The organism is Emcibacter nanhaiensis, assembly GCF_006385175.1.
Taxonomy (GTDB): domain Bacteria; phylum Pseudomonadota; class Alphaproteobacteria; order Sphingomonadales; family Emcibacteraceae; genus Emcibacter; species Emcibacter nanhaiensis.
The window spans coordinates 327,317-342,370 of sequence record NZ_VFIY01000018.1; the positions used below are offsets into that span (position 1 = coordinate 327,317).

Here is a 15,054-nt window from a genome sequence, read left to right on the forward strand (position 1 = left end):
AGCCATGGGGGCATACCGCCGGAGGGGGCGGACGGGGCATGAAAGAGGAAGAAATGGTCAACAAAGCTATTATATTAACGGGACAGGAATCAGAAACAGAGAGTACGCTGGCGCGCAATCTGATTCAGGTCGGAGGAATCACATTACTCGAGCGCCAACTGAAGACGCTGGAAAAACTTGGCGTGCAGGAAGTCCATCTTGTCACCGACTGGTTCATCGCCGAACTGGAAAAGGAAATCCTGTCCTATTCCAAAAAACCCGGGTCCGTCCATATCCACCGGACCAAGGAAGCCGCCGCTAAAATCCTTGAGAACAACTCGGAACAGGACAGCTGGCTGCTGCTCGAAGAAGGCGTCCTGATAGACGACCGTATCGTCGGTGCCGTGATTGAAAAAAATGCCGGCACCGTCATTGCCGTCATGAACAAGGAGGATGTCGGCGAAGATAAGTCAAGCTACGGCATTCCTCTGTCGCTGCGGGGCCAGGACAGCATCTTTGCCTCCGCCGCCAAGATATCCAGCGAGACCATGCAGACCCACGCAGACAAGCTGAATTCGCTGGAACACCTCAAAGAAGCCCTGGAAAGCCTGGCCAATTCCAACGACTGCGAAATTCTGGAAATTTCCTCAATCCCGCTGTATCTGCCCAACCGGCGCCGGGATGTGGATATGATCTGGCTGCCGATCCTGCAGCCGAAAGACGGCAGCAAAGGCACAGACGCCCTGTTGAACAATGCCCAGAAAGGCACACTGGACTGGCCGGCATGGTATATTCACCGCCCGATCGAAAACTGGATCGTGAAGCATATCTGCAACCTGCCGATTACCCCCAACCAGGTGACGGTCGTTACCGGCCTGCTGGGATTTTACATCATGTATCTGTTTGCCACCGGCAGCATGGCCTGGGGCCTCGCCGGCGCGTTGATCGTCGGGATTCTGGATGGTGTTGACGGCAAACTGGCCCGCACCAAAATGCAGCAGACCAAAATCGGCGAGCTGGAACATCTTGTGGACAAGGTGGTGGAATATGGCTGGTATTTCGCCATCGCCGGGTTCCTGTCGACCACTTATGGCTATGCCCCGTGGGTCATGGCGACGGCGCTGGTCCTGTTCCACCTGGCAGATGAAATCCAGTCGGAATTTTTCCGGCGCATGTCTGATCGGCAGATTTGCGACACCGGCAAGTTTGACCGCCGGTTCCGGCTGATCGGCGGACGGCGCAACACCCAGATGTGGACCCTGATCCCCTTCGGCATATTTGGCGCCTGGTACGCCGGTTTTATCTTCATCTGTTGTTACGGGATCATTACTTTCTTTGTCCATCAGGCCAGAATCATATACCATGCGAAAAATCTTATGGAAGCAACCAGCGAAACTTTCGTCGAAAACTTCCGCAAGACAAAAATATTTTAAAAAGTAACTGCGGGTATCATGTCAGAAACGATCAAGAGAACCAGCGAGATAGAGGAGTTCACCAACCTCTATCTCATCCATCCGGTAAGCAGTTGGCTGGTCCCGAGGTTCGCCGCCCTGAAGGTCACGCCGAACATGGTTTCCCTGTCCGGTATGCTGGCCGGTTTTCTGGCAGGTTTCGCCTATTACAATTACCAGGACGGCCGGTTGGCGATCCTCGGCTTTGCCCTGATGCTGACCTGGCACATTCTTGACGGGGCCGACGGGCAGCTTGCCCGCCTGACCCAGACCCAGTCGGAACTGGGCAAGGTGATCGACGGCATCTGCGACTATGTGGTGTTTATTTCCGTCTATATCGCCCTGGGCCTGACCCTGGCGCCGGATCTGGGTTCCTGGGTCTGGGCGCTGGTTATCCTGGCCGGGGCGGCCCATGCCGTCCAGGCGGGCGCGTATGAGACCCAGCGCCAGGAATATGATTTCTGGGGCCATGGCAAGCTTTCCGCCCGGCTGCCCGAACCGGATGAGCTGCAGAAAGGCCTCAATGGCGGCCCGTTTGGCGCCATCGCCGGGAAACTGGAGTATGGCTATGTGAAAATGCAGTATGCCTTTTCCGGCGTTGACAGCGCCCAGCGCCACGAAATTCAGCACCTTCTCGATAAAAACCCCGAACTGGCCGGGGAGATCCGGGCGATCTATCGTCTGGTTTTCTCTCGTTCCGTGAAACTCTGGTCAGTAATGTGCGCCAACTATCGAACTTTTGCCATATTTATCGCGTGTATTATAGGCGAGCCTGTCGTGTATTTCCTCTTCGAACTGGTGGTTCTGAATGTGGTACTGATGGCTCTGGTTCATAAACAAAAAAAATATAACAGACTGTTTATTCGGCAGCTTAGGGAACTGACTTCGGAGTAGTCAATTTATGTCATTTACACGTTTACTGCGTGCCGTGCTGGCGCTCGTTGTTTTTGTCATGCCAGCTTCAGCCTTTGCCCCCATGGCAGCCTTTGCCAACGACGAGATCCTCACCCAGGACAAGCAAGCCCCGACCCTGAAGGATGACAAGAATTACAAGGAATACTGGGAACAATATTTTGTCTTTGAGGACGGCAGCCTGCTGACCACCCAGTTCACCATCCTGAACCTGCCGTTCATGACCCACCGGGCCCTGATGCTGGCCACCTTTACCCGGCCCGACGGCACCAAATATATCATCAAAAACGGCCGCAAGCGGGACGACTGGGAGTATTCTCCCGATCACCTGAATATCCAGCTGAATGACAATATCCAGCATTACATCCGCAAGACGGCGGACGGCTACCAGTTGAAGCTCCATAATTCCACCGGTGAACTGGAACTGGAGCTGAAAAGCCCGCTGCCGCCGCTGCAGTCCCTCAACGGCAATAATAAATACCGCAGGAAGGGTGAAATTGAAGCCATCACCTATGCGCCCTTTTTCACTGCCACCGGCCGCTTCCGGCCCGGTCCGGAAGCCACCGGCACCGAGGAGGACGGCCCCTGGGAAGACCTGGGGAAAGGGGTTGGTTTCGGCATGCGGGTATTCCTGGAAGAATCCATTGATGAAATGATGGAGAGCTGGATCAGGATATTCAGCCTCGATAATGGATCCGAGCCTGAATTGATGCTGTCTTCCATCGTACTGCCCAATCGCAAACAGGATAACAAGCTGTACCTGCGCGAAGGCAACAAGGTGATCGGCAATTTCCATGACGTCAAGCTGGTGGTCAAGGAAACCGCAGAAGATCCCGACCTGGGTGAATATCCGACGAAACTGCGGCTGGTCGCCCTGAACGGCAACAGCAGCCTGCAGGGGACCATCGACCTCACCCGAAAACTGGAGCATTTCCGCCTCAACGACCATATGAGCAGCCTGGAACGCATGCTGGCCCAGGTCTACCCCTCCGTCACAAGTTATCGCTATGTTGCAGACTATAATCTGGTATATAGTGGTCCCGACGGCGTGAGAAAGATCACCGGCAAGGCGCTCAGCGATTTCGCCGATGTTCTTCCCCCCTCCGTCAAAAAAAAACACACTCGAAAAAAAAGATAGGGGATAAAGGTCACAGATGACCTCGATCACACCAGCAGATTCTGGCGAGCAAAAAGACAAAAAAGATATCGCCAAGGGGGCCGGCGCGAATTTCGCCGGCTTTATTGTACGTCTCGGCTCCCGCCTGCCGTTCCTGTTTCTGGCGGTCGCGCTGTTCGGCAACGAACTTTACGGCCGCTATAACTATACCATCACCACCATCGAGATTATGGCCGCCTTCGCCACCTTCGGCCTGAAGCGGTCGCTGTTCAAATTCATCCATGACCGGGAATATTCCAGGGACTATGCCCCCGAACAGGTGATACTTACCGCGCTGTGCTGGTCGCTGATGGTGGGCGCCGTGCTGACCGGGATTCTGATCCTGTCGGCGAACGCGCTGGCTGCTTTCTTTGACTATCCGCAGATGGTCGACGGCCTGGTGACCCTGGCGCCGATCATCCTCGTTATCACTTCGGTGGATGTGATCCTGTCCGGCACCCGGGCGACGCGCAAGATGCGCTATGAAGTCTGGTCCCGCAGCATTGTCGAACCCTATGTGCTGCTCGGCGCCATGCTGTTGTTTTACACCCTGGGCTATCGGGAGAAAGGCCTGTTGATGGCCTATGCCGTGGCCCTGCTTGCCGCCCTGGCGGTCGCCATCTGGGGTGCGCTCAGGCTCTACAGCTTCAGGAACTTTGTCTGCAAGCCGCCCTGCTTCCACCTGATCCGCCGCATCGCCGGCTTTTCCGCCCCGACGGCCTTCCATGACATGGCGCTGCTGATCTTCATGCGCATGGATATCTTCACCGTCAAATTCTTCTTTTCCGAAGCTGTGCTTGGGGTCTATACGGTGGCCCAGCAGTTCGCCACCAGCGTGGAAAAGATTTACCAGAGCTTCTATCCGATCCTGGCCCCGGTCATGTCCAAAAGCCTGGTCGAGAGAGACTATCCCCGGGTCGAACGGCATATGATCATGGTCAGCCGCTGGATCCTGATGGTGCAGTGCCTGATTGTGGTCTGGGCCGGGTTTTACGGCGAGGCGGTGATCACCGCCGTGGCCAATGACGGCACCGACCCCGATATCCTGCAGGTGGGCGGCATCATCCTGTTCCTGCTGATGGTGGGGGAAACCATCAACGGCGGTTTCGGCACCTCTGACCTGCCGCTGATTTATAAAAACCCGCTGTTCAATCCGCTGATTTCCCTGCTGATGATCCCGCTTTATGTGGTGATGGCGGTCCTCTTCACCCAGACCCTGGGCATGGATGCCGAAGGTGTCGCCCTCGCCCTGATGCTGACCTACCTGACCATGAACCTGCTGCGCATGATCCTCATCAACCGGCTGTTCGGCATCCGGATGTGGCGCCTCAAGCTGTTCAAGGTGCCGTTCGCCGCCGGGATCAGCGCCGGCGCCTTCTACTGGGCCAAACAGGCGATCCCGTTTGACATCATCCACGGCTGGGGCGTGTTCCTCGGCATTCCGGTGCTGATCCTGATTTATGTCCTGATCCTGGTGCTGGCCGGGCTGGAACCGGAAGACAAATCCCGCATCATGCAGAAGCTGGGGATCGGCGGTAAAACCGCAAAAGCCTGATCAGGCAAATCAGGTCTTTTAACTTTCAACTATTTTCTGCTAAAGTCCGTCCGACCGCCGCGCCACCGGCATATTATGGGAGTGATTGAATGAGCAGCGACAACCGGCCCGACGAACAGGAACTGAAAGACCAACTGACGTCTTTTAGGGAAAGCATCGACAATATTGATGCCGCCCTGGTCTATATGCTGGCCGAACGCTTCAAGATCACCCAGAAAGTCGGCGAATATAAAGCCAAATACGACCTGCCGCCGGCCGACAAGGACCGGGAACAGCGCCAGATCGAACGGCTGCGCCGGCTCGCCGAGGACGCCAACCTGGATCCGGATTTCTCCGAGAAATTCCTTAACTTCATCATCAAGGAAGTGATCCGCCACCACGAGCAGATCCGCGAGGCGGAAGGGGAATAGAAGATCGCCTGATCAGGCCAGATCATCCCAGCGGATTTTCAGAATGTTTCCGGAAGTTTTCGGCAGACTAGCCCGGTCAATCATGCGGGAAGATATCTCAAACTCCTCGGAAATATTCACCACCAGAAGCTTGTTGAAATGCCCGCTCAGTTTCACGGAGGTCTGATCCTTGGTATTCATCGGCGCTATGGTTTTTACTTCAATATGATCATTGCCCAGGCGGCCGTCCGAGCCCTGGGCAAAATTCTTGTGCAGCCGGATACCGTAGGTTATCGCGGCATACAGCTCGCCAATATCGCCGTAAACCTGCAAATGCCTGCCGGTAGCAAGGAAATAATCTTCCGCCACAGAAATAAGGTCTTCAAAAACCGGAACCAGTGACAGGTCAGCATTCGGCCATTTTGCCCGCCATTCCTTATACTGGATTTGCTGGTGAATCTCGTCCCAGCTTACCCATTCACCGTCTTCCCAGAATGCGTCATCCGGTCCCATCTGATCCGATATCCTCTTAGTTAACCGAAAATGCCCTCATTACGGGAATATGATATACCATATTCCCTTTACAGAAGATGAAGAACCGGATCAAATGTTAGCTGTCCTGAATTAGCGGAGCCTCCTTGGGGTCATTCCCACGAGCCTGCAAGGAACATGCCTCCAGGAACCGCTCGGCTTCCTTTGGCGAGCGCAAGCGGACAAACTGCAGGTGATCATAGGGCGGCGACTGCATCAGCGCTGCATATTTCCGCCGGTTGAGGTAAAAGGTTTTCAACGTCCACCACAGCACGGACTCCCTGCTGAACAGGCGGGAGAAGGTCTCTACATTGCCGGAGCCCGGCCACACCTCTTCGCCTGAGACAGCCCGAGAGAGCGCCCGCCGCGTCGCCCGCCACATCACCAGCAAAAAGGGGAAATCCAGCCAGATCACCAGCCGGGCATAGGACCATTTGAGTTCGTTGGTGATGGTGAAATTACCATCCAGCACCCATTGCTCCTGCTGCAGGGCCACCTCGAGCCTGGGAAAGAATTCCTCGTCTGTGGAAGGGGTCCAGTCGGGTTTCCAGTAGAGCGTATCCATCTGGAGATAGGGCACGCCCAAGCGCTCGGCGAGCCGGGCGGCGAAGGTGGACTTGCCCGTCCCGCTGGTGCCGACCACATTGATGCGGCGTTGTGGAAGATCGGATATTTCGATATTGGCCATGGTCTCCATCCCCCTGAGAAAAAAGGGGCTACTCCTCTAGCATGCCTCACCTCTTAACTCAAATTTATTTCGGCAAACAAAAAAAGACCGGACGCTGCCGCCCGGCCTTTTCAAACCCTGAGTATTTATAATCTTTACAGCTTGCCGTCGTTAACCAGCACGATCGCCTTGCCGTAAGCCATGGGATCATCCACATCGAGCCACAGCTTGTCGCCGATGTCGAAGGTGCGGGCCCGACCCTGGGCGCCCAGCACATTCATGGCGCCGGAGATGCTTTCATCCCCTTCCCGCGCACTCTGCTCGAGCGCGTCGAACATGGCCGGGGTGCAATAGAAAATGCCGGTATCAAAAGCGTTATAATCGCGGATGACCTTGCCGATATTTTCGATTTTGCCGGGCGTGCATTTGACCCGGGTCACATCGTCCAGATCGATGATCGGATTGTCGATCTTGTAATCGACGCACAGAGTGACCGTGCCCGGCTCATGCTCGGCCGCGGCCAGATCGCGGAAAATTTCCGGATCGACCAGATGATCGCACATGGTGAGGACGAAATCGCCGTCAATATAATCCTTGGCGGCATAGACAGAAAGGCCGTTCGGGCGCTGCCATTCCTCATTCACAATGTGCGTGATGGACAGGCTGTCCCGTTCGGCAAGTTTATCAAGGAAGGCCCGGACCTTGGTCCCACGATATCCGGTGACAACATAGATATCGTTGATGCCTCCCTTGACGGCATTGGTAATGACCCGCTCGATCAGGGGAACGCCGACCAGCTCAATGAGCGGTTTGCTTTCCCCCTTCTCGCGAAGCCTGCTGCCCTGACCGGCAGCAACAATCAGGAGTTTCACTCGGCAGCACTCTTCAGACCGGTGCGCTCAGCGATGAACTTTTCAGTCATCTCATAAGCCTGGTCGTCGGTGAACTGAACCGGCGGGTGCTTACAGAAGTAAGCGGAAGCCGCGGTCAGGATACCGCCTTCGTTGTTGTCCAGCGCCAGTTTGCAGCAGCGGATCATGTCAATCGCCACACCGGCGGAGTTCGGGCTGTCTTCCACGGACAGGCGCAGTTCCAGGTTCATGGGTACGCCGCCGAACAGGTCGCCTTCCATGCGCAGGAAGCAGACTTTGTTGTCGTTCTGCCACGGAATATAGTCGGACGGGCCAACGTGGATGTTTTCGTCTGCCAGGCGGGCACCGGCCACAGCCTGCACGGCTTCGGTTTTGGACTCTTTCTTGGAAGCCAGACGATCCTGGTTTTTCATGTTCAGGAAGTCGGTGTTACCGCCGGTGTTCAGCTGGTAAGTGCGGTCCAGAACCACACCACGCTTGGCGAACAGGTCGGTCAGCGTCCGGTGGGTAATGGTGGCGCCCAGCTGGGCCTTGATGTCGTCGCCGACGATCGGCAGGTTGGCGTCTTCGAATTTCTTCGCCCATTCCGGGTTGGAAGCGATGAAGACCGGCATGTTGTTGATGAAACCGATACCGGCTTCGAGCGCGCATTCGGCATAGAATTTGGCAGCTTCTTCGGACCCAACCGGCATGTAGTTGAGCAGGATTTCAGCGCCGCTGTCCTTCAGCTCCTGTACGATGCTTTCCTTGGTGCCTTCTTCCACGTCGGCCACAATGAAGGTGCGGTTTTCGTCATAATTGGCCATGTGCGGGGAAACGCCGTCCAGGATCTTGCCCATTTTCACGATGGTGCCGCTTTTCGGCAGGTCGCGATGGAACACGGTGGTGCAGTTCGGCTTTTCAAAGATAGCGTCATTGACGTCCTTGCCGACCTTGCGCTTGTCCACGTCAAAAGCGGCAACCACTTCGATATCGCACGGACGGTAGCCGCCAACTTCCCAGTGCATCAGGCCGGGAACTTTTTCACCGGCGCGCTCGGGTGTGTAATAGTAAATTCCCTGGACCAGGGAACTTGTGCAGTTACCGATACCGGCAATGGCAATCTTGATCTTAGACATTTTTGTCACCTTATCTTGTCTTTAGTCTTGTTTATTTCAGAATATTTATGAAAATTTCAAATTAAAAAAGGCCTCTAAATCCCTTGGAAATCCATCAGAAAAAAGGCCCGAAAATCCGACACTACATATATCACATAACTGTAACCCAACAACAATATAACTGTTACATAGGGTGTTATACTTAAAGGCCCTTTTCAGTTATGGCCATATCGCCATCAGATAGTGTCATCAATGTGGCGTCTCAAGCCACAAATCCCGTGTAACCGTTACATCACCTGTCGCCGCAACTTTCCATATTACACCTTGGATGTGGAGTTCTTTTGCGCTATAGGGGATAAGTTTTTAACATAACTGAAAGAATAACGGAGTTACGGGATGACCTTGAATCTCACTGCCTCACTTTCCGCAGTACTCAAACTAGCGACAGTATTAATGTTGGCCGCCACCATCAGCGGTTGTTCAGAAAGTGACCAGAGCTCCGATGATCAAGCTACACCACAAAGTGAAAAGGAAGAACAAGTGTCTGAGTCCAAAAGCTTTCTTGAAGAAAATAAAGACAAACCGGGGATAATCGTCACTGAGAGCGGATTGCAATATAGAGTCCTGCTGGAAGGCACCGGCAAGAGCCCCAAGGCAACCGATACCGTGACCGTTCATTATGAAGGCACTCTGACCGACGGCACCAAATTCGACAGTTCCTATGACCGGGGCACGCCGCTCAGTTTCCCGCTCAACCAGGTGATCCGGGGCTGGACCGAAGGCCTGCAGCTGATGAAAGAAGGCGGCAAGTATAAATTCTTCATTCCGTCCGAGCTGGCCTACGGCCCGCGCGGCGCCGGCGGCGTGATCGGCCCGAACGAAGACCTGATCTTCACCGTTGAACTGATCCGCGTCAACTGACCCGCTGATGACCTTCTGGCGGCTCTTTTTCGTTCTCGCAGCCCTGAACGGGTTTCTGGCTGTAATGCTCGGAGCCGCCGGCAGCCATATCCTGGCCCCCAAAATGATCCCAGGGGGCCCCGATTTCTTCTCCCTCGCCAGCCAGTATCACATATGGCACAGCCTCGCCCTGCTCAGCTTAAGCCTCTTTTCCCTGAAACAGTCGGCCTGCAAGGACATGATCCCGCGCCTCAGCGCGCTGTTTTTCCTGATCGGCATCGCCCTGTTCAGCGGCAATCTGTATGCGCGAGCCTTCAACGATCCCTACAGCCTGTCTTTCCTGATCCCGATCGGCGGCACTTTCCTGATGGCAGGCTGGCTGCTGCTGGCCCTGTCGGTGATCTGTATTGGTGGTAACAATAATTCGAAGTGAAGGTTTAGACGGTCCCGGAGTGCATCATGCACAAGATGTGGGGGAGGGGATTTTGCTACATAAAGTTCCGGGACCGTCTATCTCGGAAACCTGGCTTTTTTAACGCCGGGTTTTATCCTTATACGTCCGGCCCCGGGAAAACCTTTCGGTCTTTTTTTCAGGACCAGCCGCTGAACTTGAAATCACTATAGCCCGGCGAAACTGAACCGACTATGAACGATAACCGGGAAATTAAAAAACTGCCGCCGGCAGGGTTATTTTGACGGACAGGCCGCGCGCCCCCTCACCCGCGGCGTCCTCCGGCCCGTCTTCAAGGCTGATCTCCCCACCATAGAGAGATACCAGGTCCTGAACGATGGACAGGCCGAGGCCGCTGCCCGGCGTCGCTTCATCCAGGCGTTCGCCGCGGGCAAAAACCGCTTCACGGGCGGCCGGGTCAATGCCGGGACCGTCATCTGCGATTTCAATATGCAGCATATCCCCGTCCCGCCGGCACCGGCTGATCACCGACTTTTTGGCCCATTTCCCCGCATTCTCCAGAAGGTTGCCGATAATTTCCTCCAGGTCCTGCCTCTCGCCCCTGAACACCAGTTCCTTCTCTTCTCCCTCGCCTTCCAGCTCAAAGTCCTTGTCCCGGTAAATCACGCCCATCGCCCGGCTCAGGTCCCTGAGCACCGGCAGGACCTCGGTCCGGCTGCTGATCACCTTGACGCTGGCTGCGGCCCGGGCGCGACGCAGATAATGATCCACGTGCCGGCGCATGGCATTGGCCTGCCGGACGACCAGCGCCGACAGACTGCTATCCTTCTGCAGGCCGGCCTCATTGAGAAGGATGGCCAGCGGCGTCTTCAGAGCATGAGCCAGGTTTCCCACCTGGGTGCGGGATCGTTCGATAACTTCATCGTTGTAATCGAGCAGGGCATTCAGTTCATCGGCCATCGGCTGGATTTCCGAGGGAAAATCACGCGGCAGGCGACTGTCTTCCCCGCGCCGGATACGGCCCAGGGAATTGTGGATCTTGCGGAGCGGCTGCAGGCCGAAAAACTGCTGCAGCAGGGAGGCGGCAATGAGCCCGGCGCCCAATATGCCCAGTGACCAGAACAGAATCTTGTCGAACTGGGCCGACTGGGCCTCCAGTTCATATCTGTCAATGGCCACGGTATAGCGAAACACCGTATCGGACCCGGGCATGGTAATATCGCGATCTATCGCCCTGAGCGACTGGTCCTCCGGCCCGGTGGTGTCATAAAACACCGCCCGCGAGGCATCCATCGCCAGGTCAGGCTTCAGGCTTTCATCCCACAGGGAGCGGGACCGGTAGGGTTCGGATGCTTTGGCAGAAATCTGCCAGTACCAGCCGGAATAGGGTTGTTCAAAGCGGGGCTCGGACAAGGCGCGGTACAGCCCCAGGTCCTCATCAAACTCAATGCCGCTGACCCCGATCAGGCTGTCCATCATGCTGCTGAGGCGGTCATCCAGATTCTGTTCGATGATGCCGCGAAAAGTCAGGGACAGGACATATCCGCCGATCACCAGCGCAAGCACAGTCCAGACACCGGAAACGATCAGCAGCCGAAACCAGAGTGACTTGTTTTGCCTGTTGCCTGCGGAAGAATCTTCTATGGTCCCCTACCCCTCTTTTGCCGCCTCTTCTTCCGGGTCCAGAAGCTGATAGCCCATACCCCGAATGGTTTTCAGGATATTCACCCCCAGCTTCTTGCGGATCCGGGTGACAAACACCTCGATGGTGTTGGAATCCCGGTCGAAATCCTGGTCATAAATATGCTCGGTCAGTTCCGTCCTGGAAATCACCTTCTCGGGGTGATGCATCATATAGGACAAAAGCTTGTATTCCTGCGCCGTCAGTTTGACCGGCGTGCCGTTCACGGTAACCCGGCTGTTGTTGGTATTCAGCGACACCGGGCCGCAGTTCAGTTCCGGCGAGGCCTTGCCGGCGGAGCGGCGGATCAGGGCCCGGACCCGGGCCAGGACTTCCTCCACCTTGAACGGCTTGGTGACATAGTCATCCGCCCCGGCATCCAGGCCGGCCACTTTCTCTGACCACTCGTCCCGGGCCGTCAGGATCAGCACCGGCACCTCGATCCCGTGGGCGCGCCATTTTTTCAGGACACTCAATCCATCCATCACCGGAAGCCCGAGGTCCAGGATGATGGCATCATAACTTTCCGTTTCCCCAAGGAAATGGGCATCTTCGCCGTCAAAAGAGCAATCCACGGCATATCCGCCGTCCTCCAGCACCGTTTTCATCTGGCGGGACAGATCCTGATCATCTTCCACAAGCAACAGTCTCATCGTCTTCCTCTCCCCTGGACCCGCAGTACAGCTGCGTCCCTGGCGTTAAGGGTAACATCAAGAACCCGACCGTCCTCGGTCAGGACCTTGACCACATAAAGATAGGGCACGGCCCGGCTATTCAGCTCCAGGAGCTGCACGTCCACAATGCGGCCCGGATAGGATTGCCTGATTGTCTGGCGGATTTGGCGCAGGGAGACGATTTCTCCCCGCTGCATGGCCTGTTGCACCCGGTCGTGGCCGGAAAAGGGGCGCGCCTCGCGGTTGCCGGCCGGTTTCATGCGTTGCATGACGCTGGGCTGGCGCCTTTGCGGCGGGGCGTTCTGGATGATGGTGTTCTGGGCCATCGCCGTGCCCGAGGGTGAGAAGGCATGGCTATGCCCGGCCCCGGCCATACCCAGCAAAGACACTAAAATTGCAATTCTGCCAATTTTTCCGATACTCATACACACCTTATAGGCCGGCTCGTCTTAATCCAAGATGAATACAGGACAACCGCTTGGTTTGACTTGATAATTCGGAACCAAGATATACGAGCTTCCGGATACTGAAAAGCCAATACTTATATTTCTTCCGATCAACCTAACGGACCCCCAGCCGGTCCTGCAAAACTGAATTGGTCGTGGTATAGCCGCCGGCCATCTTTTTGTCAGGGCAGGCATGCTTGAAAGCGGCATGGGCCATGACCGCCGCTTCGTAGAATCCGGTCAGAATCAGTTTCAGCTTGCCCGGATAGACACAGACGTCGCCCACCGCGAAAATCCCGTCCGTATCGGTCATGAAGGTGGCGGGATCGACCTCCACGTTATTCTTGGCCAGGTTAAGGCCCCAGTGAGCGATGGGGCCGAGGCTGATTTTCAACCCGAGGAAGGGCAGCAGGTAATCACAGGAAACCTGCAGCTCCTGCCCTTCCCTTGTCTTGATTCTCACCCGTTCCAGCTGCCCGTTGCTCCCCTCCAGTTCACAGACATTGCCGATAGCCAGGTCTATCAGCCCCTCTTCGGCCATCTGCCGGACCCTGAGGGCGGAATCCGGGGAACCCCTGAATTCCGGCCGCCGGTGCACCAGGGTAATTTTCTGCGCCACCGGCTGCAGGTTCATCACCCAGTCGAGGGCAGAATCGCCGCCGCCGACAATAACCAGCCGCTCCCCCCTGAAATGTTCCATGCGATGGACCGCATAGCACACCGACCGCTCTTCAAAGCGGTCCAGGTCCCTGAAGGGCGGCTTCTTCGGCACAAAACTGCCGGCACCACCGGCCACCACCACCACCGGCGCGGAAATCCTGACATCCTGACTGGTGGTAATGCACCAGCGCCCCTCATCCAGGCGGGTCAGGGAGGAAGCCTGCTGGCGCAGGTGAAACACGGGCTCAAAAGGCGCGCATTGCTCCACCAGGTCGTCAATCAGTTCCTGTCCGGTGACCCGGGGGCGGGACGGAATATCGTAAATGGGCTTTTCCGGGTACAGTTCGGTGCACTGGCCGCCGGGCCGGTCCAGGTTATCAATCAGATGGCACTGCATGCCCAGCAGCCCGGCCTCGAAAACCGAGAACAGGCCGACCGGACCGGCGCCGATAATCACCATATCTGTTTTTAATGTTCCTTCTCCCATGCACAGGCTCCCTTATTATCTGTGACGGTGACGCGTGCAACTATGGTACAAACTGGAACAATCGATATTCCGATTTTACTTTGTCATGCACCCAAAAACCAGTGTAAAAGAGTAGACGAGGTACAGTGGCCAAAAGGTTGGCGAGCGGCAGGGGGTAAATCATGCGACCTGTAACCCGATTCCAGACATTCCGGCTGGCTGCATTTGCGTGCGGCCTGCTTGTGATGGGCGTTTCCGCCGCCAGCGCCGCCATTCTGTATGTGGGACCGGCCCGGGACTATCAAACCCCTGCCGCGGCCCTCGCAGCGGCCAAAGACAATGATGTGATTTTCATCGACGAAGGGCTCTATCCCGACCAGGAAGCCGTCATTTCCCAGAATAACCTGAAAATTATCGGCCTGGGGACAGCGCCCCGGATCACTGCCCCACAGGTTATCAAAAACCGCAAGGCCATCTGGGTGATCGACGGCGACAATGTGATCCTCCGCAACCTGGAACTTTCCGGCGCCCGGGTGCCGGACCGCAACGGCGCCGCCATCCGCCAGCAGGGCCGACACTTGACCCTGGAACAGCTTAAGGTCCACGACAATGAGATGGGGATCCTGACCAACAACGTTAAAGAGGCGGAACTGGTGATCCGGGATTCTGAAATCTTCAACAATGCCCAGGATTACTACCGCACCGGGAAACTGTCCCATAACGTTTATGTCGGCGCCATCGCCAGCTTTCTGCTGGAAGACAGCGTCATTTACGGCGCCCTGACCGGGCATAATGTAAAAAGCCGGGCCAGAAAAAACATCCTCCGGCAAAACATCATTTCCGACACCGACGAGCATGCCGCCAGTTATCTGATCGATTTTCCCAACGGCGGTGAAGCCCTGGTTGAAAACTGCACGCTGATCAAGAAAAAAGCCAGCGAAAACAATGCCCTGATCAGCTTCGGTGCGGAAAATAAAAAGCAGGACGGCAACAGCCTGACCATCCGCAATGTGGTCGCCCGGGCGGAAGGCAGTGGCCGGATCCTGCTGCGCAATCACAGCCTTATGGACCCGGAACTGCAGAACAACCAGCTGGAAAATATTTCCGGCGAAAGCGACCGTGACGTCGAGGTATCTGACTTTTTCGACAATCTCCTGTATAAGATCAGGAAGTGGCTGCAATAGGGGCTGGCGACAACGGACAAAA

The 15,054-nt window shown here is 56.0% G+C and carries 16 protein-coding genes; 8 read left to right on the forward strand and 8 right to left on the reverse strand.

The genetic code is table 11. The annotated features are described in order from the left end of the window. The first annotated feature begins 38 nt into the window (after positions 1 to 38). The 5 genes from FIV46_RS15670 to FIV46_RS15690 all read left to right on the forward strand — a co-directional run bounded on the left by FIV46_RS15670 (position 39) and on the right by FIV46_RS15690 (position 5,463). A complete protein-coding gene (locus FIV46_RS15670) occupies positions 39 to 1,412 on the forward strand; it encodes a CDP-alcohol phosphatidyltransferase family protein (RefSeq protein WP_139941866.1) in 1,374 nt (457 codons plus the stop codon). Positions 1,413 to 1,430: 18 nt separating this feature from the next. Beyond that, positions 1,431 to 2,324 carry a CDP-alcohol phosphatidyltransferase family protein gene (locus FIV46_RS15675; protein ID WP_139941867.1) on the forward strand — a complete coding sequence of 298 codons (894 nt, stop codon included), beginning with the start codon at positions 1,431 to 1,433 and terminating at the stop codon, positions 2,322 to 2,324. A 7-nt stretch (positions 2,325 to 2,331) separates the two neighbouring features. Next, a complete protein-coding gene (locus tag FIV46_RS15680) occupies positions 2,332 to 3,480 on the forward strand; it encodes a hypothetical protein (protein WP_139941868.1) in 1,149 nt (382 codons plus the stop codon). Between the two features lie 16 nt (positions 3,481 to 3,496). After that, positions 3,497 to 5,053, forward strand: coding sequence for a lipopolysaccharide biosynthesis protein (locus FIV46_RS15685; protein WP_139941869.1), 1,557 nt, complete (start codon positions 3,497 to 3,499; stop codon positions 5,051 to 5,053). An 89-nt stretch (positions 5,054 to 5,142) separates the two neighbouring features. Beyond that, positions 5,143 to 5,463, forward strand: coding sequence for a chorismate mutase (locus tag FIV46_RS15690; protein WP_139941870.1), 321 nt, complete (start codon positions 5,143 to 5,145; stop codon positions 5,461 to 5,463). Positions 5,464 to 5,475: 12 nt separating this feature from the next. Here FIV46_RS15690 and FIV46_RS15695 read toward each other — a convergent pair whose 3' ends face one another. From FIV46_RS15695 to FIV46_RS15710, 4 genes are all read right to left on the reverse strand, one after another. Beyond that, complete coding sequence (locus FIV46_RS15695) at positions 5,476 to 5,955, reverse strand: DUF6998 domain-containing protein (RefSeq protein ID WP_139941871.1); 480 nt, start codon at positions 5,953 to 5,955, stop codon at positions 5,476 to 5,478. Positions 5,956 to 6,052: 97 nt separating this feature from the next. Beyond that, positions 6,053 to 6,661, reverse strand: a complete 609-nt coding sequence (locus FIV46_RS15700; protein WP_139941872.1) for a P-loop NTPase family protein — start codon at positions 6,659 to 6,661, stop codon at positions 6,053 to 6,055. Positions 6,662 to 6,795: 134 nt separating this feature from the next. Continuing rightward, positions 6,796 to 7,512 (reverse strand): phosphocholine cytidylyltransferase family protein, encoded by a 717-nt coding sequence (locus tag FIV46_RS15705; RefSeq protein WP_139941873.1) that lies wholly within the window; start codon positions 7,510 to 7,512, stop codon positions 6,796 to 6,798. Beyond that, a complete protein-coding gene (locus FIV46_RS15710; protein WP_139941874.1) occupies positions 7,509 to 8,630 on the reverse strand; it encodes an inositol-3-phosphate synthase in 1,122 nt (373 codons plus the stop codon). Before FIV46_RS15710 ends, FIV46_RS15705 begins: the two co-directional genes overlap by 4 nt. A gap of 375 nt (positions 8,631 to 9,005) precedes the next feature. Between FIV46_RS15710 and bamJ the strand changes: the two genes are divergently transcribed. Together bamJ and FIV46_RS15720 are read left to right on the forward strand one after the other, a co-directional pair. After that, positions 9,006 to 9,530 (forward strand): BamJ family beta-barrel-assembly machinery protein, encoded by a 525-nt coding sequence (gene bamJ, locus FIV46_RS15715; protein ID WP_139941875.1) that lies wholly within the window; start codon positions 9,006 to 9,008, stop codon positions 9,528 to 9,530. A 64-nt stretch (positions 9,531 to 9,594) separates the two neighbouring features. Further along, positions 9,595 to 9,942 (forward strand): DUF423 domain-containing protein, encoded by a 348-nt coding sequence (locus tag FIV46_RS15720; protein ID WP_181163267.1) that lies wholly within the window; start codon positions 9,595 to 9,597, stop codon positions 9,940 to 9,942. 231 nt (positions 9,943 to 10,173) lie between these two features. On the opposite strand, the gene FIV46_RS15725 is transcribed toward FIV46_RS15720, so the two are convergent. From FIV46_RS15725 to FIV46_RS15740, 4 genes are all read right to left on the reverse strand, one after another. After that, a complete protein-coding gene (locus FIV46_RS15725; protein ID WP_139941877.1) occupies positions 10,174 to 11,487 on the reverse strand; it encodes an ATP-binding protein in 1,314 nt (437 codons plus the stop codon). An 84-nt stretch (positions 11,488 to 11,571) separates the two neighbouring features. Continuing rightward, positions 11,572 to 12,255: a response regulator transcription factor gene (locus FIV46_RS15730; protein ID WP_139941878.1), complete on the reverse strand. Its 684-nt coding sequence runs from the start codon at positions 12,253 to 12,255 to the stop codon at positions 11,572 to 11,574. Further along, entirely contained in the window at positions 12,252 to 12,665 is a 414-nt protein-coding gene (locus FIV46_RS15735) for a PepSY domain-containing protein (RefSeq protein ID WP_139941879.1), read from the reverse strand. The genes FIV46_RS15730 and FIV46_RS15735 overlap by 4 nt, the downstream gene beginning before the upstream one ends. 172 nt (positions 12,666 to 12,837) lie before the next feature. Next, complete coding sequence (locus FIV46_RS15740; RefSeq protein ID WP_139941880.1) at positions 12,838 to 13,869, reverse strand: NAD(P)/FAD-dependent oxidoreductase; 1,032 nt, start codon at positions 13,867 to 13,869, stop codon at positions 12,838 to 12,840. A 161-nt stretch (positions 13,870 to 14,030) separates the two neighbouring features. On the opposite strand from FIV46_RS15740, the gene FIV46_RS18130 reads away from it, so the two are divergent. Continuing rightward, a complete protein-coding gene (locus FIV46_RS18130; protein ID WP_181163268.1) occupies positions 14,031 to 15,032 on the forward strand; it encodes a right-handed parallel beta-helix repeat-containing protein in 1,002 nt (333 codons plus the stop codon). The last annotated feature ends 22 nt before the right edge of the window (positions 15,033 to 15,054 follow it).

What these genes read in the sequence shown, in the direction of transcription:
- FIV46_RS15670 (WP_139941866.1), top strand. Translation starts at nt 39, where the DNA reads ATGAAAGAGGAAGAAATGGTCAACAAAGCTATTATATTAACGGGACAG.
- FIV46_RS15675 (WP_139941867.1), top strand. Translation starts at nt 1,431, where the DNA reads ATGTCAGAAACGATCAAGAGAACCAGCGAGATAGAGGAGTTCACCAAC.
- FIV46_RS15680 (WP_139941868.1), top strand. Translation starts at nt 2,332, where the DNA reads ATGTCATTTACACGTTTACTGCGTGCCGTGCTGGCGCTCGTTGTTTTT.
- FIV46_RS15685 (WP_139941869.1), top strand. Translation starts at nt 3,497, where the DNA reads ATGACCTCGATCACACCAGCAGATTCTGGCGAGCAAAAAGACAAAAAA.
- FIV46_RS15690 (WP_139941870.1), top strand. Translation starts at nt 5,143, where the DNA reads ATGAGCAGCGACAACCGGCCCGACGAACAGGAACTGAAAGACCAACTG.
- FIV46_RS15695 (WP_139941871.1), bottom strand. Translation starts at nt 5,955, where the DNA reads ATGGGACCGGATGACGCATTCTGGGAAGACGGTGAATGGGTAAGCTGG.
- FIV46_RS15700 (WP_139941872.1), bottom strand. Translation starts at nt 6,661, where the DNA reads ATGGCCAATATCGAAATATCCGATCTTCCACAACGCCGCATCAATGTG.
- FIV46_RS15710 (WP_139941874.1), bottom strand. Translation starts at nt 8,630, where the DNA reads ATGTCTAAGATCAAGATTGCCATTGCCGGTATCGGTAACTGCACAAGT.
- bamJ (WP_139941875.1), top strand. Translation starts at nt 9,006, where the DNA reads ATGACCTTGAATCTCACTGCCTCACTTTCCGCAGTACTCAAACTAGCG.
- FIV46_RS15720 (WP_181163267.1), top strand. Translation starts at nt 9,595, where the DNA reads ATGCTCGGAGCCGCCGGCAGCCATATCCTGGCCCCCAAAATGATCCCA.
- FIV46_RS15730 (WP_139941878.1), bottom strand. Translation starts at nt 12,255, where the DNA reads ATGAGACTGTTGCTTGTGGAAGATGATCAGGATCTGTCCCGCCAGATG.
- FIV46_RS15740 (WP_139941880.1), bottom strand. Translation starts at nt 13,869, where the DNA reads ATGGGAGAAGGAACATTAAAAACAGATATGGTGATTATCGGCGCCGGT.
- FIV46_RS18130 (WP_181163268.1), top strand. Translation starts at nt 14,031, where the DNA reads ATGCGACCTGTAACCCGATTCCAGACATTCCGGCTGGCTGCATTTGCG.